This is a genomic window from Pseudomonas sp. UMAB-40, from assembly GCF_900095275.1.
Lineage (GTDB): Bacteria > Pseudomonadota > Gammaproteobacteria > Pseudomonadales > Pseudomonadaceae > Aquipseudomonas > Aquipseudomonas mandelii_B.
Genome location: NZ_LT607566.1, coordinates 42860 through 62904 on the forward strand (window position 1 = coordinate 42860; position 20045 = coordinate 62904).

The 20045-nt window shown below is 60.8% G+C and carries 22 protein-coding genes and 1 pseudogene; 8 read left to right on the plus strand and 15 right to left on the minus strand.

The genetic code is table 11. The annotated features are described in order from the left end of the window. The coding region (locus tag K0F88_RS21620; protein ID WP_219096484.1) for a hypothetical protein at positions 1–231 on the plus strand (231 nt) is incomplete at its 5' end. Between the two features lie 80 nt (positions 232–311). Here K0F88_RS21620 and K0F88_RS21625 read toward each other — a convergent pair. Then, positions 312–1406, minus strand: coding sequence for a DUF1615 domain-containing protein (locus K0F88_RS21625; protein ID WP_094468183.1), 1095 nt, complete (start codon positions 1404–1406; stop codon positions 312–314). A 204-nt stretch (positions 1407–1610) separates the two neighbouring features. On the opposite strand from K0F88_RS21625, the gene K0F88_RS21630 reads away from it, so the two are divergent. Then, a complete protein-coding gene (locus tag K0F88_RS21630) occupies positions 1611–3146 on the plus strand; it encodes an FAD-dependent oxidoreductase (protein ID WP_094468184.1) in 1536 nt (511 codons plus the stop codon). Positions 3147–3269: 123 nt separating this feature from the next. Here the strand turns inward: K0F88_RS21630 and hemB are convergent, their stop codons facing one another. The 3 genes from hemB to K0F88_RS21645 all read right to left on the minus strand — a co-directional run bounded on the left by hemB (position 3270) and on the right by K0F88_RS21645 (position 5998). After that, complete coding sequence (gene hemB / locus K0F88_RS21635; RefSeq protein WP_219096485.1) at positions 3270–4244, minus strand: porphobilinogen synthase; 975 nt, start codon at positions 4242–4244, stop codon at positions 3270–3272. A 179-nt stretch (positions 4245–4423) separates the two neighbouring features. After that, positions 4424–5266, minus strand: a complete 843-nt coding sequence (locus K0F88_RS21640) for a PhzF family phenazine biosynthesis protein (protein WP_094468186.1) — start codon at positions 5264–5266, stop codon at positions 4424–4426. A gap of 33 nt (positions 5267–5299) precedes the next feature. Beyond that, positions 5300–5998 carry a glutathione S-transferase family protein gene (locus K0F88_RS21645; protein ID WP_094468187.1) on the minus strand — a complete coding sequence of 233 codons (699 nt, stop codon included), beginning with the start codon at positions 5996–5998 and terminating at the stop codon, positions 5300–5302. A 355-nt stretch (positions 5999–6353) separates the two neighbouring features. Here K0F88_RS21645 and K0F88_RS21650 point away from each other — a divergent pair, with 355 nt between their 5' ends. Further along, the gene (locus K0F88_RS21650; RefSeq protein ID WP_219096486.1) at positions 6354–7028 is read left to right on the plus strand and encodes a histidine phosphatase family protein; all 675 of its coding nucleotides are present in this window, start codon (positions 6354–6356) and stop codon (positions 7026–7028) included. 142 nt (positions 7029–7170) lie between these two features. Here K0F88_RS21650 and mnmH read toward each other — a convergent pair whose 3' ends face one another. Both mnmH and selD read right to left on the minus strand, forming a co-directional pair. Continuing rightward, positions 7171–8274 carry a tRNA 2-selenouridine(34) synthase MnmH gene (gene mnmH, locus K0F88_RS21655; protein ID WP_219096487.1) on the minus strand — a complete coding sequence of 368 codons (1104 nt, stop codon included), beginning with the start codon at positions 8272–8274 and terminating at the stop codon, positions 7171–7173. Beyond that, positions 8274–9308: a selenide, water dikinase SelD gene (selD, locus tag K0F88_RS21660; protein ID WP_219096488.1), complete on the minus strand. Its 1035-nt coding sequence runs from the start codon at positions 9306–9308 to the stop codon at positions 8274–8276. The genes mnmH and selD overlap by 1 nt, the downstream gene beginning before the upstream one ends. Before the next feature lie 242 nt (positions 9309–9550). Between selD and K0F88_RS21665 the strand changes: the two genes are divergently transcribed. Both K0F88_RS21665 and K0F88_RS21670 read left to right on the plus strand, forming a co-directional pair. Further along, on the plus strand, positions 9551–10507 hold the full coding sequence (locus tag K0F88_RS21665) for a nucleoside-specific channel-forming protein Tsx (RefSeq protein ID WP_219096489.1): 957 nt from the start codon (positions 9551–9553) through the stop codon (positions 10505–10507). A 24-nt stretch (positions 10508–10531) separates the two neighbouring features. Beyond that, a complete protein-coding gene (locus K0F88_RS21670) occupies positions 10532–11554 on the plus strand; it encodes a purine nucleoside permease (protein WP_219096490.1) in 1023 nt (340 codons plus the stop codon). Between the two features lie 120 nt (positions 11555–11674). On the opposite strand, the gene K0F88_RS21675 is transcribed toward K0F88_RS21670, so the two are convergent. From K0F88_RS21675 to K0F88_RS21685, 3 genes are all read right to left on the minus strand, one after another. Continuing rightward, entirely contained in the window at positions 11675–12631 is a 957-nt protein-coding gene (locus K0F88_RS21675; RefSeq protein ID WP_094468193.1) for a zinc-binding alcohol dehydrogenase family protein, read from the minus strand. A 30-nt stretch (positions 12632–12661) separates the two neighbouring features. Next, positions 12662–12835: a DUF1427 family protein gene (locus K0F88_RS21680; protein WP_094468194.1), complete on the minus strand. Its 174-nt coding sequence runs from the start codon at positions 12833–12835 to the stop codon at positions 12662–12664. Positions 12836–13010: 175 nt separating this feature from the next. Beyond that, positions 13011–13784: a helix-turn-helix domain-containing protein gene (locus tag K0F88_RS21685; RefSeq protein ID WP_094468195.1), complete on the minus strand. Its 774-nt coding sequence runs from the start codon at positions 13782–13784 to the stop codon at positions 13011–13013. 145 nt (positions 13785–13929) lie between these two features. Here K0F88_RS21685 and K0F88_RS21690 point away from each other — a divergent pair, with 145 nt between their 5' ends. Further along, a complete protein-coding gene (locus K0F88_RS21690) occupies positions 13930–14157 on the plus strand; it encodes a DUF6555 family protein (protein ID WP_010458578.1) in 228 nt (75 codons plus the stop codon). A 67-nt stretch (positions 14158–14224) separates the two neighbouring features. Here K0F88_RS21690 and K0F88_RS21695 read toward each other — a convergent pair whose 3' ends face one another. From K0F88_RS21695 to K0F88_RS21705, 3 genes are all read right to left on the minus strand, one after another. Next, complete coding sequence (locus K0F88_RS21695; RefSeq protein WP_094468196.1) at positions 14225–14392, minus strand: metallothionein; 168 nt, start codon at positions 14390–14392, stop codon at positions 14225–14227. A 106-nt stretch (positions 14393–14498) separates the two neighbouring features. Next, complete coding sequence (locus tag K0F88_RS21700; protein ID WP_219096491.1) at positions 14499–14954, minus strand: DMT family transporter; 456 nt, start codon at positions 14952–14954, stop codon at positions 14499–14501. Further along, a complete protein-coding gene (locus K0F88_RS21705; RefSeq protein ID WP_219096492.1) occupies positions 14954–15439 on the minus strand; it encodes a DMT family transporter in 486 nt (161 codons plus the stop codon). Before K0F88_RS21705 ends, K0F88_RS21700 begins: the two co-directional genes overlap by 1 nt. A 138-nt stretch (positions 15440–15577) precedes the next feature. On the opposite strand from K0F88_RS21705, the gene K0F88_RS21710 reads away from it, so the two are divergent. After that, positions 15578–16513, plus strand: coding sequence for a LysR family transcriptional regulator (locus tag K0F88_RS21710; RefSeq protein WP_219096493.1), 936 nt, complete (start codon positions 15578–15580; stop codon positions 16511–16513). 124 nt (positions 16514–16637) lie between these two features. Here the strand turns inward: K0F88_RS21710 and K0F88_RS33025 are convergent, their stop codons facing one another. Both K0F88_RS33025 and K0F88_RS33030 read right to left on the minus strand, forming a co-directional pair. Next, positions 16638–17459: a methyl-accepting chemotaxis protein gene (locus tag K0F88_RS33025; RefSeq protein WP_374039739.1), complete on the minus strand. Its 822-nt coding sequence runs from the start codon at positions 17457–17459 to the stop codon at positions 16638–16640. 84 nt (positions 17460–17543) lie between these two features. Beyond that, positions 17544–18320 (minus strand): annotated as a pseudogene (locus K0F88_RS33030) (cache domain-containing protein); the annotation flags it as partial. On the opposite strand from K0F88_RS33030, the gene K0F88_RS21720 reads away from it, so the two are divergent. Beyond that, positions 18319–18462, plus strand: coding sequence for a hypothetical protein (locus tag K0F88_RS21720; protein WP_219096533.1), 144 nt, complete (start codon positions 18319–18321; stop codon positions 18460–18462). The pseudogene K0F88_RS33030 and the gene K0F88_RS21720 overlap by 2 nt on opposite strands. A 37-nt stretch (positions 18463–18499) precedes the next feature. Here the strand turns inward: K0F88_RS21720 and K0F88_RS21725 are convergent, their stop codons facing one another. Further along, positions 18500–19816 (minus strand): Na+/H+ antiporter family protein, encoded by a 1317-nt coding sequence (locus K0F88_RS21725; protein ID WP_219096530.1) that lies wholly within the window; start codon positions 19814–19816, stop codon positions 18500–18502. Positions 19817–20045 lie beyond the last annotated feature (229 nt).

The following is a 20045-nucleotide window of genomic DNA, read 5'->3' on the forward strand; positions in this document are numbered from 1 at the left end:
GGTTCGGATCGTTTGATCGAGAAACGCGTTGCCGAAGGTGGCTCGGATCGTCTGATCGAGAAACGCGTTGCCGAAGGTGGTTCGGATCGTTTGATCGAGAATCGCGTTGCTGAAGGTGGTTCGGATCGTCTGATCGAGAAACGCGTTGCTGAAGGTGGTTCGGATCGTTTGATCGAAAACCGCGTCGCTGAAGGTGGTTCCGACCGTCTGATCGAAAGCCGCGCTGCATAAATGAATGGTTTTACCGCGGTACTCAATGAAAAACCCGGCCTCATCAGCCGGGTTTTTTTACGCCTGTATTTTGCAGCCGGTCACTTGCCCGCCCGCGTCATGCATCGCTGATAACGCTCATCAACCCGCTTGGCGAACCATGCTGTCGTGAGTTTGCGGGTGATTTTCGGGCTTTGCAGCACGATGCCCGGCAACACTGCACGAGGCAACGGTCGACCTTCCGCCTTCTCTGCCAGGTCGAACACCCGCGCATAGAGTTGGGTGTCCTCGAACTGAAAGTTTTTGCCCTCCTCCAATTGATCGCGAATGGTCGTGTTGCGCATGCCCAATTGCTTGCCAAGGCTGCGCACCGCCAGTTCCGTGGTGCCCGGCATGATCGCGTCGTAGCGCACCAGATCGCCATCCAGCGCCAAAGGGATGCCTGATGCTCGACTCACCGCGTTCTGAAACGCCGCATTGCGGCTGGCGTACCAACCGGCATTGAAATCGGCGAAGCGATACAGCGGTTGCTTGTAGCTCACCGGGTACCCAAGCAAGTGGGCAATGCCGAAGTACATGCCGCCGCGACGGCTGAACACTTCACGACGGATCGAGCCCTCCACCGGATACGGATAATCCCGTGCCTGTTGCTCGGCGAAGTCGATGCTGACCTGCATCGGCCCACCGGTGTGCACCGGGTTGAGCCCTCCAAACAAGGTCCGCCCCATGGGCACAATGCCGATGAAGTCATCGAAAATCGCGCTGAGTTCTTTTTCGCTGCGCGCCGCATTCAGCCGGTCACTGTAGCTTTTACCGTTGGATGAACTGACCTGCAGTGCACCGCTGACCAGCAGGCTGGGGATATGGACTTTAGCGGCACGACGGTCGATCTCTTCGCGGGCGATCTTGCCCAGGCCCGGCACGGGTGGGTCGACCTGGAAGGTCGACTCTTGCTCGGTGACCGCGAGTACCGAACACAGGTTTTGCGTGGAGGGATAGATGTTCTGCGCGGCAAAGGCGGCGTAGATGTCCGTGGCCCAGCCTTGGCGGTCAACGGTTTTCGCCGGCAGCAGGCGCACGATCTCAGCCTTGACCTCGGCGGGTTTGCGGGCCGGCAACTCCTGAGTGCGCTGGGTGCCGCAACCGGCCAACACCAGCAATGCCGCGATGCTCATGATCAATCGATTGGCTTGCATGGTGCTCCATCAAATCCGCTGGACCGGGTTAACCATACGATCAATGGCATGGCGCAGGCTATGACTCCTGCCGCAACGCCCCGTTCCCCTTGCCTTGCATCCCCCGCCACTTCGCGGTTGCGGGGCCTTTTCCGTTGGGCGGCCAGCCTTATCATATCCACGGGCTGGACCATACTTGAGCCACACACCGAGGAGGACAGGCTCATGAACCGTAGCGACGTGCTGATCGTCGGCGCCGGCCCGACCGGGCTGGTACTGGCGCTGTGGTTGAGCAAACAGGGAATTCGGGTACGGATTATCGACAAGACGTCGGCCCCCGGCACCACGTCCCGGGCGCTGGCAGTCCAGGCGCGGACGCTGGAGCTTTACCGTCAGCTCGACCTCAGCAATGCAGTGGTACAAAAAGGCCACCGGGTGGACGCGGCGAATTTCTGGGTGAAAGGCGAGCCCGTTGCGCGCTTGCCATTGACCGGCATCGGCGAGGGGCTGACGCCTTATGCGTTTCTCGAGATGTTCCCTCAGGATGAACACGAACAGCTGCTGATTGAACGCCTCGAAGGGTTCGGAATCAAGGTCGAACGCAGCACCGAACTGGAGGGTTTTGAGGAAACCGGCGATGGCATCAGCGCAAGGCTGCGCTTGCCCGACGGCCAGCAGGAAAGCTGTCAGGCGTGCTACCTGGCGGGTTGCGACGGCGCCCGGTCAATCGTGCGCAAGACCCTCGACACCGGTTTCCCCGGCGGCACCTACCAGCAGATTTTCTATGTCGCCGATGTGCAGGCCCAGGGCCCGACGTTCAACGGTGAACTGCACCTGGACCTGGATGAAGCGGACTTTCTCGCAGTGTTTCCGTTAGCCGGTAAAGGCCGCGCCCGCTTGATCGGCACCGTGCGCGACGAACGCGCCGACCGTCTTGAAACCCTCGGGTTTGCCGATGTCAGTAGCCAGGCCATCGAACATCTGAAGGTGCAGATTGATCAGGTGAACTGGTTCTCGACGTATCGTGTGCATCATCGGGTGGCGGATCACTTTCGCAGCGGTCGCGCATTTTTACTGGGCGACGCGGCCCACGTCCACAGCCCGGCGGGCGGCCAGGGCATGAACACCGGGATCGGCGATGCCATCAACCTGGCCTGGAAACTGGCGGCCGTCTTGAGCGGCGGCGCCACGGCCACGTTGCTGGACACCTACGAAAACGAACGCATCGCCTTTGCCCGCAAACTGGTGGCCACCACCGACCGGGTCTTCACGTTTGTCACCGCCGAAGGGCGCATGGCCGATTTGCTGCGCACCCGTCTGGCGCCGTTCCTGATCCCCAAAATGGCCTCATTCGAAACGTCCCGGGAGTTTCTGTTTCGCACGGTGTCGCAGATCACCCTCAACTATCGTGGAACAGCGTTGAGCACGGGTGTCGCCGGCCACGTTCATGGCGGCGACCGCCTGCCCTGGGCTCACGACGGTGAGGGGGACAATTTCGAATCGCTGAAGTGTCTGACCTGGCAGGTGCATGTGTATGGCGACACCAGTGACGAAATGATCGCCTGGTGCCACGAGCATCACCTGCCGTTGCACGTGTTCGACTGGCGGCCGGCGTTTGAAGCGGCGGGTTTGGGGCGTAACGGGTTTTATCTGTTGCGGCCGGATACGTATGTGGCGATTGCCGACAACTCGGCCGATCCGAAGGTGATTGAGCGGTACTTCAAGGAGCACAAGATCCGGCCGTTTTTCGGCAGCCGCTGAAGACACCCAAAATCCCTGTGGGAGCGGGCTTGCCCGCGATGGCGTCATGTCAGTCGACACATGCAGTGACTGATACACCGCTATCGCGGGCAAGCCCGCTCCCACAGGGATGAGTGCTAGCCGTCAGATCCCGGCCAGAGCCAGGTCCATCGCGAAGTAGGTAAAGATCAGATCCGCCCCCGCCCGCTTGATCGCGCCAAGGCTTTCACGCACCACACGGTCCTCATCAATGGCCCCGGCCTGCGCGGCGAATTTGATCATCGCGTACTCGCCGCTGACCTGATACGCCGACAACGGCAGACGCGAGGCTTCGCGGATGTCGCGGATGATGTCCAGGTACGCACCGGCCGGTTTGACCATCAGCGCATCGGCGCCTTCCTGCTCGTCCATCAGGGACTCGCGCACCGCTTCGCGGCGGTTCATCGGGTTCACCTGGTAGCTTTTGCGGTCGCCCTTGAGCGCGCTGCCGCCGGCTTCGCGGAACGGGCCGTAGAGCGCGGAGGCGAATTTGGTCGAATAGGCCATGATCGCGGTCTGGGTGAAACCAGCTTCGTCGAGGGCCCGGCGAATGGCCTGGACCTGCCCGTCCATGGCCGCTGACGGGGCAATCACATCCGCACCGGCACGGGCCGCCGCTACGGCTTGTTTGCCAAGGTTGATCAGGGTCTGGTCGTTGTCGACTTCATGGTTGTGCATCACGCCACAATGGCCGTGGTCGGTGTATTCGCAGAAACAGGTGTCGGACATCACGATCATCTCCGGCACCGCATCCTTGGCAATGCGCGACATGCGCGACACCAGACCGTTGTCACTCCAAGTGTCGCTGCCGCTGCTGTCCAGGTGATGGGACACGCCGAACGTCATCACCGACTTGATCCCGGCGCGGGCATAACGTTCGATCTCACCGGCCAGTTTCGACTCCGGGATGCGCACCACGCCGGGCATGCTTTTGATCGGCACGAAGTCATCGATTTCTTCCTCGACGAAAATCGGCAACACCAGGTCGTTCAGGCTGAACTCGGTTTCCTGGAACAGGCTGCGCAGGCTCGCATTGCGGCGCAGACGGCGTGGACGTGCTTCGGGGAACTGACTGGACATGAGGGGGTTCCTGAAAAACGGAGGTCGAGACGAAAGTCGTAGGGGGCGAAGCTTATGCCCTGCGAGGCGCGGGGCACAAACCTCAGGTGCATAACAAACCCTTACCGGTCCGGCAATAATCGCGCATCCAGGATAAAACCCTGTGGGAGCGGGCTTGCCCGCTCCCACAGGGTTAAGGGTTAAAGCGTCAGGGTGCCACTTATGCAGGTGACCACTGAACCGCCAATCCAGATCGCATCCTCCACCTGCTCCACCTGAATGCGCCCGGCGCGGCCCATGGTCAGGCCCTGGCTGACCACGTAGGTCGCCGGCGCCAGCCCCTCGGCAAGCAACCACTGCGCAATTCCGGCGTTCAAACTGCCAGTGGCCGGGTCTTCCGGCATGCCGTCGCCGGAGATGAACGCACGCACTTCAAACTGCGCGTCATCGCCATCGCGCTCGGGGTGCCATGGCGCGATCACGCCGACGGCCAGGCCCAGCATTTGTGAATGATCCGGTTGCAAATCCAGCACCTGACGGCGGTCCTCGACCATCACTGCCAACCAGCCGGCACCGTTATCGACCCACTGGGCCCGGACAATCGCCCCCGGTTCCAGTCGCAGCCCACGGCGCACGCGTTCGACGACGTCAGCGTCCACCGGCCCTGTCTTGATCAGTGGCGGCGCGAGAAAGGCCAGCTCCGCGCCTTGCTTGCGCACCCGCACCAGACCGACGCCGCACTCCTGAATGATTTCCTCGCCCTTGGGCACGCCACCGGCCTCAAGCCACGCGTGGCAGGTGCCCAAGGTCGGGTGACCGGCGAACGGCAACTCGTTGAGGGTGGTGAAGATCCGTACTCGATAGTCAGCGCGAGGGTCGCGCGGTTCGAGGATGAACGTGGTTTCGCTGAGGTTGGTCCAGGTCGCGAACGCCGCCATGCGTTCATCGCTGAGCCTGTCTGCGCCGAACACCACCGCCAACGGATTGCCCTTGAGCGCAACCCGGCTAAAGACATCCACTTGCTTGAAATCGAATGAGCTCATTGCCTGCCTTGGTCTTGAGAGAGTCGAAGAGATTTACTTGGGAATTTCCAGCCCGCGTATCACCGCCGGCCGCGCCAGGAAGCGTTCCAGCACGCGTGTGACATTGGGGAAATCCTTGATGCCCACCAGATCGCCTGCCTCATAGAAGCCGATCAGGTTACGCACCCACGGAAAGGTTGCAATGTCGGCGATCGTGTAGCGTTCGCCCATGATCCAGTCGCGCCCTTGCAGACGGCCATTCAGCACTTGCAGCAGGCGTTTGCTTTCGTCGACGTAGCGGTCACGCGGACGTTTGTCCTCGTAGTCCTTGCCGGCGAACTTGTTGAAGAACCCGAGCTGGCCAAACATCGGCCCGATGCCACCCATCTGGAACATCAGCCACTGGATCGTCTCGTAACGCGCCGCCGATTCCTGCGCCAGCAACTGGCCACTCTTGTCGGCAAGGTAAATCAGGATCGCCCCGGATTCGAACAACGGCAGGGGTTTGTCCTCTGGACCGTGGGGGTCGAGGATCGCCGGGATCTTGTTATTGGGGTTCAGCGACAGAAACTCGGGAGACATCTGATCGTTGGTGTCGAAGCCCACGCGATGGGGTTCGTAAGGCAGACCGATCTCTTCGAGCATGATCGACACCTTGACGCCGTTGGGGGTCGGCAAGGAGTACAGCTGGATCCAGTCAGGGTAGTGGGCTGGCCATTTTTGGGTAATCGGGAACGCGGACAGATCGGTCATGGGAAGCATCCACAGGGAAAACGTAAGCGCTGATCATAATGGAGGCGCCGGTTTTTTTGGTATCAATCCTGCTGATGATCAAGATCAAAACATTACAGTCTTTCTGCAGCGCCTCTACGTGTACCGTGTCCATAAATCCGCAACATCCTGTCGATAACCTCTACTCCAGCCCATGTAAGGTTACCGGTACATTGCGGTGCAGTCGCCGGAATCGAACCAAATGGGCTCAGAGGACTCTGAGAACTGCCCTTTCGGAAACGGACCGGCCCAACGACATGGAAAACACCCGATGCTGGGAGCTCGTGGTGTAAAGGTTTGTCAGCCTTAACCGAACGCGCTGAAGATCACTTATTAAATGATGAACCTTTTGAAATTCGTTAGTCGCTTCAAGCAACGCGCGTATATCGTCCTGCCCTCCCTGCTGGCGGTGAGCGCGTTGTTCTTGTCGCTGGAGTCCAGAGAGAGCCGCGCCCAACCGGCAGACGGCACGCAGACGTTGGTATTCCTGCGTCACGCGGAAAAACCCGAAGGCGGCCTGGGCCAGCTCAACTGCCAGGGCCTGAACCGCGCCATCGATTTGGCCACCTTGCTGCCGGAAAAATTCGGCAAGGCTAACTACGTCTTTGCCGCCAACCCGACACGTAACGTCGAGGAAGGCGAGCAGGATAATTCCTACAGCTACATCCGCCCCCTGATGACCATCAGCCCCAGCGCCATCAAGCTCGGTTTGCCGGTGAACATCAACTTTTCGGCCAACGACACCAGCGACCTGGCCGATGAATTACTCCACGACAAGTACCACAACTCGGTCATCTATACCGCCTGGTCCCACGGTTACCTGCCCGAGCTGATCAACAAGGTCGCGGGAGATGCGGTCGGCAAGAAACAGAAGATCACCGAAGACTGGGAATCCAGCGACTACGACTCGCTGTTTGTGCTCACGCTGACCTGGCACAACGGCAAGGCGAGCCTGCAGAGCCATAGCTACAAGCAAGGGCTGGATAATGGGCGGGAGACGTGTCCGACTTAAGCTGTCGGGCCCCTTCCCGGCATTAAAGTCTATAGCGCCTGTTTGGGCCTCATCGCGGGCAAGCCCGCTCCCACAGGGATCTGTGGTGAACTAAAACCTTGTGGGAGCGGGCTTGCCCGCGATGAGGCCGGCAAAAACAACATTATCCTCGCTGCGTAGCACGCTCACGCAAGTACTCAAGAACCGCGCCCTTCTCCCCGGCAAACTCAATCCGCGCGCCCTTCTTCTCGCGCTGAAACGCATACATCGGATCGTAATACTCACGCAGCAACCCTTCGATCCAGCCCCGATGCAAATCCACCGCCCCGCTGCTCGCCTGCTCCGCCAGCGCGTCTTCCATCAGGATCAACATCCGCCGGTGCCGTTCACCGCCCAGGCGCTTCTGAACGTTGTTCAAGCTTTCCAGCAGACGCTCGGAAAACAGCGCAAAACCTTCATCGCCGTGCACGCAGATGAACTCGGCACACAAGTCCACGACGTAATCACGCAAGATCCGTTCGACCCGTCCTTCCAGGCTGTCTTCCAACCAGACCATCGGATACTGCTGCATGCCCTGAAACAGCGGCAATGGCAACGCGCAGCTGCCGATCGCCCGGCTTTCGTCTTCCAGCACAAACTGCTCGATGCCGTGGGCCCGCTTCTTCAGCACGTCCACCGCCAGGCGGTTTTCAAAGTCGATATTGGACGGCTGGACGGTGGCGCGCTTGCCGAAGCTGGAACCGCGGTGATTGGCGTGGCCTTCGAGGTCCAGGCCGTTGCGCAGCTGCGTGAGCACCTCGGTCTTGCCGGTGCCGGTCATGCCGCCCAGCAATACAAAATCACACTGGGCAACGGCCTGATCGACCGTGTCCAGTAAGAAGCTGCGCATGGCCTTGTAGCCGCCTCCGACACGCGGATAGTCGATGCCGGCCTCGTCCTTGAGCCACTGCTGGACGATCTGCGAACGCAAGCCGCCGCGAAAACAATACAAATAGCCCTCAGGGTGCGCCCGGGCAAAATCGGCCCAGGCCTGGATGCGTTCGGCCTTGATCTCGCCGGACACCAGTTGATGCCCCAGGGTGATCGCCGCTTGCTGGCCGTGTTGCTTGTAGCAAGTGCCGATCCGCTGCCGCTCGTGGTCGTTCATCAGCGGCAGATTGACCACACCGGGGAATGCGCCCTTGTGGAATTCGACCGGCGCGCGGGCATCCAGCATCGGCCGGTCGTTGAGAAAGATGTCGCGGTAATCGGTGAAGTCGATTGACATCAAAACACCTCGACCGCGTTGATCTGTCGCTCGACCAGTTCACCGATTGGTTCAAGGGACAGCCCCAATTCGCTGGCCACTTTGAGGAATTGCTCGTTGCCTTCGGGCGTGACCGCCACCAGCAGGCCGCCGCTGGTCTGCGGATCGCACAGCACCCGTTTATGCAGTTCCTGCACGCGCCCGACCTTGCTCGCGTAACTGTCGAAATTACGCAGGGTGCCGCCCGGCACGCAGCCCTGGTCGAGGTAATACTCGACACCCGGCAGACGCGGCACGCGGTTGTATTCGATGCGCGCGGTCACGTTGCTGCCATCGGCCATTTCAACCAAGTGCCCCAGTAAACCGAAGCCGGTGACGTCGGTCATCGCCGTCACGCCGTCGAGCTTGCCGAAACGGCTGCCGGGTTTGTTCAGGGTGCACATCCAGTCGCGGGCCAGGCCGATGTCGGCCGCGCGCAACTTGCCCTTCTTCTCGGCGGTGGTGAGGATGCCGATGCCCAGGGGTTTGGTGAGGTAAAGCAGGCAACCGGCGGTGGCGGTGTCGTTGCGCTTCATGTGGCGTTTTTCTACCAGTCCGGTCACCGCCAGGCCGAAGATTGGCTCCGGCGCATCGATGGAGTGCCCACCGGCCAACGGAATGCCCGCCTCGTCACACACCGAACGTCCACCGCGAATCACTTCCCGGGCAATCTCCGGCGCCAATACATTCACCGGCCAGCCGAGGATCGCAATCGCCATCAGCGGATCACCGCCCATGGCGTAGATATCGCTGATGGCGTTGGTAGCGGCGATGCGGCCGAAATCGAACGGGTCGTCGACGATCGGCATGAAGAAGTCGGTGGTCGAGACCACGCCGCGTTCTTCGTCGATCGCGTACACCGCCGCGTCATCGCGCGAGGCGTTGCCGACCCAGAGCTTGGGGTCAAGATTCTGCGCCCCGCTGCCGGCCAGAATCACCTCCAGCACTTGCGGTGAAATCTTGCAGCCACAGCCGGCGCCGTGGCTGTATTGGGTCAGACGAATCGGCTCGCTCATGGGGGAATAACCTCGTGAAGACAATGCGGGCGAGTCTAGCATTGACGGTCAATCCAAGGCGTCAGTTCGCGTATTTGACCAAGTCGACAATAAAAACCCTGATTTCGTCGATTTTTCATGGAATTGAAATAATTGGCATCTCTTGTGCAAACGTTTGCGAGTCGCTGATACAGACGTTTTCGCGACATAACCGCGCACGCCCGAAGAACCGGGCTTTTGATCCGCACGAAAAGGGACTTTTAATGCACCGCACGTCCAGCCGCGTGACTTGCTCGCGCACTCTTGCTGTTTCCTTGCTGCTGGCCAGCGTTACAGGACTACTCAGCAGCACCGTTTTGGCGCAACCCGCGCCCGCCGAAGAATCCGCCCAGGGCGAAACCCTGAGTCCCGAAGCCAGCCCGCCGAAAAAAGGCGTTTACCTGTCGGACTGGTTCAATCAGGACCTGACCGTCATCGGCAGCAAAGACATCAGTTTCGGCCCGGAACCGGCCGACGATATTTACCTGGAGTACGAGTACTTCGGGCGCAAAGGGCCATTCGAGTTGTACGGCTACATCGACATCCCGAAGATCTTCAACATCGGCAACAGTCATGACAAAGGCGTGTGGGACCACGGTTCGCCGGTGTTCATGGAGCACGAACCGCGCATCTCCATCGACTACCTCGCCGGCCGCAGCCTGGCCATCGGGCCGTTCAAAGAGTGGTACGTGGCGTTCGACTGGATCTACGACCATGGCAGCAACAGCGCCAACCGCGCCAATACGCTTTACAGCGGCCTGGGCACCGACATCGACACCCACTCGCGAGTCAACTTGTCGGCGAACTTCTACGGGCGTTATCAGTGGGAAAACTACGGCGCCAGCAACGAGTATTCGTGGGACGGCTACCGTGCCCAGCTCAAATACATCGTGCCGATCAGCAGCTTCAGCAACGGCGCGTCACTGACGTACATCGGCTTTACCAACTTCGATTTCGGCTCCGACCTGCACAAGGACAACCCGGCCCGCACCGCCAACGCCACCGTCGCCACCAACGTGTTGCTCTACTCGTTCACACACTTGCGCTTCACCCTGGTCGGCCGTTACTTCCACAACGGCGGCAACTGGGAGGATGGCAGCGAGTTGAATTTCGGCGACGGCGATTTCCGCGCTCGCTCCAATGGCTGGGGTTACTACGCCGGCATCGGTTATCAGTTCTGAGGCTTGATTGAACCTGGAGGTTTTATGAATGCAATGACGCGTATTTCCCTGGCCTGTGCCACCCTGCTCTCTTCCACTGCCTGGGCGAGCGAAGCACCGATCCAGCCGAAAGTGATGCTGATCACCATGTTCGCCCCCGAGGCGCAAAACTGGATCGATCGTCTGGAGCTCAAGCAGGAAGTCCGAGTGCCGGGCCTGTCCGCCGAGTACCCGGCCATTCGCTGCAACGCGGCGCAGGTGTGCCTGATGGTCACCGGCATGGGCCAGACCAACGCCGCAGCTTCGACGCTGGCCCTGGCCCTGTCGCCGAAATTCGACCTGCGTAAAAGCTACTTCCTGATCGCCGGGATTGCCGGCATCAGCCCGAAACACGGGACCATCGGCACCACCGCGTGGGCGCATTACCTGGTGGAGTTCGGCACTCAGTGGGAACTGGATTCGCGAGACGTGCCGAAAGACTGGCCGACCGGGTACATCGGCATCAACACCCAAGGCCCGAACCAAAAACCGCCACTGGACTACAAGACCGAAGTGTTCGAGCTCAATCCGAAGTTGCAGGCCAAGGCATTCGCCCTGACCCACAACGTCCAGTTGAGCGAAAGCAAGGAATCGGCGGCATGGCGCCTGAAGTACCCGTCGGCCCCGGCCAATCAGCCACCGACGGTGACGAAGTGCGACACGCTGGCGGGCAACACCTGGTTTTCCGGGACGCGCTTGAGTGAACGTGCCGAGGTCTGGACCAAACTGTTGACCGATGACAAAGGCGAGTACTGCACCACGCAACAGGAAGATAACTCCACCTACGAAGCGCTGCTGCGGGCAAGTCGCGAGGGCCTGGTGGATGTGCAACGCCTGGCGGTGGTGCGCGCGGGCTCTGACTTCGACCGACCGGCCCCGGGCCAGAGCGAAGTGGACAACTTGCTCAAGTATGCGGATCAGGGCGGGTTTGTGCCGGCACTGGAGAACCTGTACCGGACGGGGAATCCGTTGGTGCAGGAGATCTTGAACAATTGGTCGGCGTGGGAGAACGGTGTTCCCGAGGTTTGATCTGACAATCCAAAACCCTGTGGGAGCGAGCTTGCTCGCGATAGCGGTGTATCCGGCAACACAAATGTCGACTGACACTCCGTCATCGCGAGCAGGCTCACTCCCACATTTTGATTGGCGTTACGGCAACAAAATCACCTTATCCCCGGCACCTTGATTCACTTCTTCATACCGCTCCAACCCCTCCGCCAGCGGCGATTCAAACAACCCTTCCGGCAACGGCAGCAACCCTTGGTCAAAGAACTTGCCGAACTGATCGAGCATCGCCGCACACGCCTGGACGCCGTACAGCAACGAATTGATCCCCACCACCGAACCGCCCTTGCGATACAACGCCAGTGCCGGCAGTTGCACCAGGCCGTCTACCGGCGCCGCGATGATCGCGATGCGGCCGAACGCCGCGAGCGCCGGGACCGAGGCCGGTAGCCAGAAGCCGGTGGTGTCGAAAATCACGTCGGCGCCGCCGGTATACACGGCCTGCACCTGCGCCCCCAGGTCGTCCGGTTTATCCAGTTGCAGCGTCTGATACCCCTGCGCCTGCAGATCCTTGACCTGCTCGGGCCGCCGCGCCGCTGCCAGGACTTGAGCGCCGCGCACCTTGGCCAGCGCCAGCGCGGCACTGCCGACCGCCCCGCCGCCGATCACCAACAGCCGCGTTGCGGCCGTCACCAGGCTGCGCTCCAGTGCATCCCACGCCGTGGTGTACGGCACGCCGAGGCTGGCGGCCTGGGCGAAGCTCAGATGGGTGGGTTTGAGTGCCACGCCATTGGCCGGCAGTTTGACGAATTGCGCATGGGAGCCGTCGGCAAAAAAACCCAGTTCACGACCAGTGCCCCAGACTTCCTGACCGATCAGCGCCTGAGGCCCTTCAACCACCACACCGGCGAAATCCCGGCCGGGGATCCGTGGCAAGGTGGTGTAGGGAAACCGTCCCAGCACGTTCTTCACATCGCTGGGGTTGAGTCCGGCCGCCTTGATCTGCACCAGCACTTCATCGGCGCCGGGAACGGGGGTCGGGACATCGACATAACGCAAGGCCGAGAGGTCGCCGGTCTGGTCGAATTGCAGTGCTTTCATGGGAGTGTCCATCGCATAAAGGAAAGGGTTTCAGGAGACCCAGCCAGCCATCAGTTGCCGGCCCATGGGCCACAACTTTTCGCCGACGAGCATGCCCAGCAAGCCCACCAGGGCAATGGCCGGTGGGGCGGGCGAACGAAAATCCAGTGCGCCGTAGATCAGGCCGACGCCAAGACCAATGACCAGCGAGATGAGGTAGCTCATGGCAGACTCCGTGGGCAATCAAGGTATGCCCAAAGTCTAGAGCGAGGTTTCGGCGGGCATCGGCCAAGTGCTTCTGAATATCGGCCAAAGCGCCGATGCACGATGCACGATGCAATGCGAACTGTGCAGCAGCTGACGAAGCCTGCTGCTACACAGGTTTTGCTTATGGCTGGACTTAATGTTGGCTCGCGCAGAACTGCGAAGGCGCGACACCCAGTTCCCGGCGGAACATGTCGCTGAAGCTGCTCGGCGAATAGCCCAGTTCGCGGGCAATCGTGCTGACCGGCACGCCTTGAATCAATTCCGCCGCCGCCGTCGCCAATTGCACCTGCCGCCGCCATTCGGCGAAGCCCATGCCCAGGCCTTCCTTGAACAGCCGCGCCAGGGTGCGCACGCTGGCACCGGCATTTTCCGCGTGCTGCTCAAAGGGAATGTCCAGCGAGGGCGCGGCCATGACGGCCTGACACAGGTGCATCAGGCGTCGGTCGGAATCATCCGGCAACGGGATTTTCAACAGCGAACGCCTGGCTCGCCTAAGCTCCAACAGCGCCAGGCCAACCAGCGCTTCGTAATACTCGGGCGCACCATCATCGCCCTGCTCCACCAGCCCGACGATCAGCTCACGCAGCAGCCCGCCGACTTCAATCACCTGAACACTGTCATCCAGCGTGGCCGCCAATGAGGGCCGCAGGTAGATGTTGCGCATCTGCAGGTCCGAGACCACGCGAATGCCATGTGGCACGCCCGGCGGCAGCCACACCGCCCGTTGTGGCGGCACCACCAACGCCTCATGGGGCGTTTCGACCCACATTACCCCGCTCATCGCGTACAGCAATTGGCCCCATTCATGCTCGTGGGGCTCGATGTACAAGCCGCGCGGGTAAGTGCGTGCCAGCGGTTGAACGGGCACATCGGTGTCACTCAGGTCTGGCGGGGCGGCGAGGGCCATGGGCAATGATCATTGGGGTTTTCAGGTCTTGCATGGTAACGGGCCACTCACCTTGTTGCCACCGGCGGCGGCCGTCTGACAATTCGAATGAATTTTCCGTTACCCAAACGATCCTTGTATTACCACAGGGAGGAATACGGGCTTTATGAACAACGCAAAACTTTTCGTCATTGAATACACCCTTCATGGCGCGCCAAAGTCTTTCATTATCCGCCTGGACAAAATGGACAACGCGGAGGCTTGGCACTGGGCCAGTTGTGATGCCGGGGTCGGACGAATCCCGCGCTTTGGCCGAGAGAAGGTGCAAAAAACCAGCAAGCCGCTGGCGGAAAAATTCGGCATCGAAAATGTGACGTGGCGACCGGCGGGTTGAGCATCACAGGGGGAAGTCACCCGACATTAAAAGTGGAGCCCGAGTGGCTCCACTTGATGTTGATGACCTATATGGCGTGTGCACACTTGCAACCCTTACTCGCACACGCCTCGCCATGTTCGTGGTGCTTGGCGCACGCTTCACAGCAATAGTGTTTGCCGTGACGCGCTATCGGGTGCTCGCCCAGTTTGCAAGAGCATTTGGGGCAGTCGCATTTACTGTCACTGTCGATCATGAGTCTGACTCCATGGGTGTGGTCGTCGCGTGCGGCAAATGCGCACCTCACTGATCAGTGTAGGAGCCCCTGCTACAGATAAATGTTTGACATGAGTAAATCGGGGTTACTCGCTTCGGGTGCTGCTGCGATACATGAACAGCAACGCCAGCGCCAGGCACACCATCGCCAGCATCCGGCTGCTCGATAACTCGATCGCCGGGTTACCCAGCCAGCCGAAGTTGTCGATCAACATCCCCATGCCTAACTGCCCGACGATCACCGCCACGGTCGCCACCGCCGTGCCGACCCGGGGCACCGCGCCAACCATGACCATCATGTAGACCACCCCGAACAAGGCGCCGCTGAGCTGCCATTTCGGCACGTCCAGCAAGCTCACGGCATGGGCCGGTTCGAAAAACAGGATCAGCAACCCGGTGACCACCGCGCCCACGGCGAAGGTCAGCAGACTGCTGCGCAACACGCCGACGGTTTCGCCCAGACGCCCGTTGATCGCCGCCTGGATACTCAACACCGCGCCGGCGGCCACGACCACGGCCAACAAAATAATCAGATTCATCATCAACCCCGAGCAATCAGAACAAGTGCCGCGACAATCAGCAGCAACGCCAGCCAACGTTCACCGTTGACCTTTTTGCGGGCGGCGCCGAACCAGCCGAAGTGGTCAATCAACACGCTTTTGCCGACTTGCCCGGAGAGGATCGCGATCATCGTCATCGCGATCCCGATGTGCGGCGTGGCCAGGGTCAGCACCACCACGTAGATCGGCCCTAGGAAACCGCCGATCAGTTGCCAGCGCGGCAAGGTGTTCAACGCCGGACCTTGTTGCTTGCCGCTGAACAACAACAGCAGAAACAGAATCGCCGAGCCGACGCCGAAGATGCTCAATGTCGCCCATAAATGCCCGACCTGAACCCCGAGCGGCCCGAGCAAACCGGCCTCCACGGAAAGGCCCATGCCGGCGAGAATCACCAGAGGCAGCAGCAACAGCCGCAGCCCAGGTTTGGTCGCTGGCGCTGCAGCGATGTCGATTGAAGAAGATTGCATAAGGAAAACCTGTCCGTTATCAGATGAACACGCCCCACAAGGGGGCCGTTGTGGCGGGCATTATCGGCTGGCGATCCTTTGCGATAAATGGGAGCATCCCGACAACACTTTTGCGTAACTCGCACAGTAGGATCGATCATGCACGGCCTCAACGAGCTCGGATTCAAGGCACTTCGGCTGTTTGTCGCGGTGCTCGACCATGGCAGCTTCTCCGAAGTCGCTCGCCGCGAGGGCCTGGCGCCCTCTTCGATTTCCCGGCAGATCCAGTTGATGGAACAAGCCTTGAACCAGCAATTGCTCTACCGCCACACGCGCGCCGTCACGCCCACCGAAGCGGGACGCATGCTCGGCCATCACGCGCGGCTGGTGCTGGTGCAACTGGAGGAAGCCGAACAGGCCTTGCAGGAACAGCAAAGCGAACCCCGCGGGCTGGTGCGGATCAACGCGCCAGTGGTCTTTGGGCAACGGCATCTGACGCCGTGGCTGGGGCTGTTGTGCGAGCGCTATCCGAAACTGCAACTGGATATCCAGCAGACCGACAGCTACGTCGACCCGTTGCAGGAAGGTGCCGATTTGCTGTTTCGCATTGGCCCGCTGCACGATTCGAGCATGCAGGCGCGGATCCTGGCGCCCCATCGCTTTCAAGTCGCGGCCAGCCCGGCCTACCTCAAACGCCATGGCACGCCGCACCATCCTGAAGAACTGGCGGCGCATCAGTGCCTGGCCTACAAGGGCGTGGCCGGGCAGCAGCGCTGGTTTTTCCGCAAGGACCCGCAGGACTGGACGCCCTACTCCGTCAAAGGCCCGATCACCGGCAACCACGCCGACACGCTCACGCAAGCCGCCGAACAAGGCCTGGGGTTGGTGATGTTTCCGTCGTGGCTGATCGGCGAAGCGGTGCGCAACGGCACGCTGGTGCCGGTGCTGGGGGAGTATCAGGTGTCCAACAGCCTCGAACCGCAGCAGATTGCGGTGCTGTGGCCAGGCAGCCGACGGTTGTCGGTGAAGGTGCGCACGGTGATTGATTTCTTCGTTGAATGCTTCGGATCGGTGCCCTACTGGGACAGGCCCTGACACCACATAACCTTGCTCGCGATAGCGGTTGATCAGTCACATTGATGCTGGATGTGCCGACGCTATCGCGAGCAAGCTCGCTCCCACAGGTTCAGTGCTTGCCTCCAATATTTCGCAAATAAAGTCAGATGCGGAACTGGCCGACCAGTTTGCCCAGGCGCTGACCGAGATCGGCGAGGCTGCGTGAGGTCTGGGCACCGAGTTGGGTTTCATCGGCGACGTTGTCCACCGCCACGGCGATCTGATGCACGCTGCGGTTGATCTCTTCGGCCACGGCAGTTTGCTCTTCAGCCGCGCTGGCGATTTGCGCGTTCATCGAGTTGATGGTGCCGATCAACTGGGCCATGGTGTCCAGCGATGCGCCGGCTTCATTGGCCTGGGCCGAGGTGCCATCGCCCGCTTCGCTGGAACGACGCATCGCTTCCACCGCCGATTGGGTCCCGGCCTGCAAGCGATCGATCATGCCCTGGATTTCCTGGGTGCTGATCTGCGTGCGACTGGCCAGCGCCCGCACTTCGTCGGCCACCACCGCAAAACCACGACCCGCTTCACCGGCACGCGCGGCTTCAATGGCAGCGTTCAGCGCCAGCAAGTTGGTCTGCTCGGCAATCGAACGAATCACCCCGAGCACGCTGACAATCGACGACACGTCTTTTTGCAGGCTGTCGAGGGACACGCCGCTGCTGCGAATGTCGTTCACCAACGCATGAATCTTCACGATGCTGCCGGCCACCACACGCTTGGCGGCCTGGCCTTCTTCGTCGGTTTGCTGGGCAGCCACCGCCGCGTTTTGCGCACTCTTCGCCACTTCCTGAGCCGCCGCCGACATTTCGTTGATCGCCGTGGCGACCTGATCGGTCTCGTGGCGCTGACGCTCCATGGCCTGGTCCGAGCGCTGTGCCTGGTCGGAAACCTGATTCACCAGCCCGGTCAGTTGCGAGGTCATTTCGGTGATCTGGCGCACCAGGCTGTGGATCTTGTCGACGAAGCGATTGAACGAGCCGGCCAGTTCGCCGAGTTCGTCCTGGCTGGTGATGGTCAGGCGACGGGTCAGGTCGCCCTCGCCCGCCGCGATGTCATCGAGGTTGGCTTTCATCAGGTTCAGCGGACGCAGAATGGTATTGGCCAGCAGCATCCCGACCGCCGCGATCACCAGCAGCATCACTGCGGCGATACCGGCGATGGTCAGCACCACGCCTTCCATGCGCTCCTGGACCTTGGCCTGGACCAGCGCGACTTGCGCTTCGATACCGTCGAGGTTCACCGACGTACCGACCGCCATGTCCCATTTCGACAGGTATTCGGTGTAGCCCAGTTTCGGCACCAGCACCTGGGTGTTACCGGGCAATGGCGAGCTGTATTGCAGGTAGTGGGTGCCGTCTTTGGCGACTTTGACCAGGTCGCGGTTGACGTAGACGCCGTTCGGGTCGCGGTTGTCCTTGAAGCTCTGGCCCACGCCGTCCGGGCTGTTGGCCTTGAACAGGCGCACCGTGTTGGAGTCGTAGCCGAAGAAGTAACCGTCCTTGCCGTAGGTGATGCTCGACAGCAGCTTGATCACGTGCGCCCGCGCCGCGTCATCGCCAGGGGCGGCCGCGTCGTAAAGCGGTTTGATCGTGGTCATGGCCACGGCCACGTAGCTTTGCAGGGTGGCCTTGGCATCGGTGAGCAGGCGCTGGCGGGTTTCCTCGACTTCCTTGCGCGCCTGTTCCTGCAGAATGAACAGCGTGGTCAGGCTGATGACCAGCGCAAAGAGCAACACCGGGAGAACGGCAAGGGACAGGACTTTAGCCTTCAGGCTCATGCGCATGACGGTTCACTCTTTTGATTTTTTTGGCGTGGTTAAAGGCTTTAACGGCACGCCGGACCAAAAGTTGAATCCGCCCCTGTGGGAGCGTGGCTTGCCCGCGATGAACGATTACGCGGTCTACTTGATGGACCGCGGCGCCTGAATCGCGGGCAAGCCACGCTCCCACAGGGGATAGGGGGTTACAGCACCATCGCGGCCACCCAGCCGAACGCCAGCAGCGGCAGGTTGTAATGCAGGAAGGTCGGGACCACGGTGTCCCAGATGTGGTGATGCTGGCCATCAATGTTCAGACCGGAGGTCGGGCCCAGCGTCGAATCGGAGGCCGGCGAACCGGCGTCGCCCAACGCTCCGGCCGTGCCGACGATGCACACGATCGCGATCGGGCTGAACCCCAGCTGCACGCACAACGGCACGAAAATAGCCGCCAGGATCGGCACGGTGGAAAACGACGAGCCGATACCCATGGTTACCAGCAGACCGACCAGCAACATCAACAGCGCGCCGACCCCTTTGCTGTGCCCGATCCACGAGGCTGACGCTTCCACCAGCGTTTGCACCTGGCCGGTGGCTTTCATCACTTCGGCGAAACCCGAGGCGGCGATCATGATGAAGCCGATCATCGCCATCATCTTCATGCCTTCGGTGAACAGGTCATCGGTGTCGCGCCACTTCACAATGCCCGACACCGAAAAGATCAGGAAACCCGCCAGCGCACCAATGATCATCGAGTCCAGCAGCAGCTGAATGATGAACGCCGCCGCGATCGCCACACCGGCGACGATCAGGCTCAGCGGGTTGTATTCCACCGCGACTTGCTCGACTTTCTCGATCTTTTCCAGGTCGTAGACGCGCTTCTTGCGGTAGCTGATAAACGCCACCGCAAGGCCCACGACCATGCCCAACGCCGGAATGCCCATGGCATGGGTGACGTTGATGCCGCTGATGTCGACGCCGCTGCGCGCAACGTTGGCCAGCAGGATTTCATTCAGGAAGATGTTGCCGAAGCCCACCGGCAAGAACATATACGGTGTGATCAGGCCGAAGGTCATGACGCAGGCGATCAAGCGGCGATCCAGTTGCAGTTTGGTCAGCACATATAAAAGCGGCGGCACCAGCAGCGGAATAAAGGCGATATGTATCGGCAGAATGTTCTGCGAAGCGATGGCCACCACCCACAGCAAGCCGATCAGCAGCCACTTGACCTGCCGGCCACCGCTAGCGTGTTGGCGATCCACCATCAGCAGGGCTTTGTCCGCCAAGGCATGGGCCAGCCCGGACTTGGCAATCGCCACGGCGAAGGCGCCAAGCAAGGCGTAGGACAACGCGACCGTCGCCCCGCCGCCGAGGCCGCTATTAAAGGCTTTCAGCGTGGCGTCGATGCCCAGGCCACCGGTCAAGCCTCCGACCAGGGCGCCGACAATCAGCGCGATCACTACGTGCACGCGGGACAGGCTGAGGACCAGCATGACGCCGACCGCGGCAATTACAGCATTAATCATCGTTACCTCAGGGCATGCGAAATGAGCTCAGCCGACAGTCTGCGAAGAGCCGCCAGCGGATTTAAGAATGGGTTTTATTAGAGGGCGCGCACTGTGCCGCAGAGTCGGCCCGGTGTCAAAGCGCGTGGTCGGTGAAGATGTGTAACAACTTAGGGTGACCTGTGGCGAGGGAGCTTGCTCCTGTTCGACTGCGCAGCAGTCGCAATTGGGCCTATGCGGTGTATCT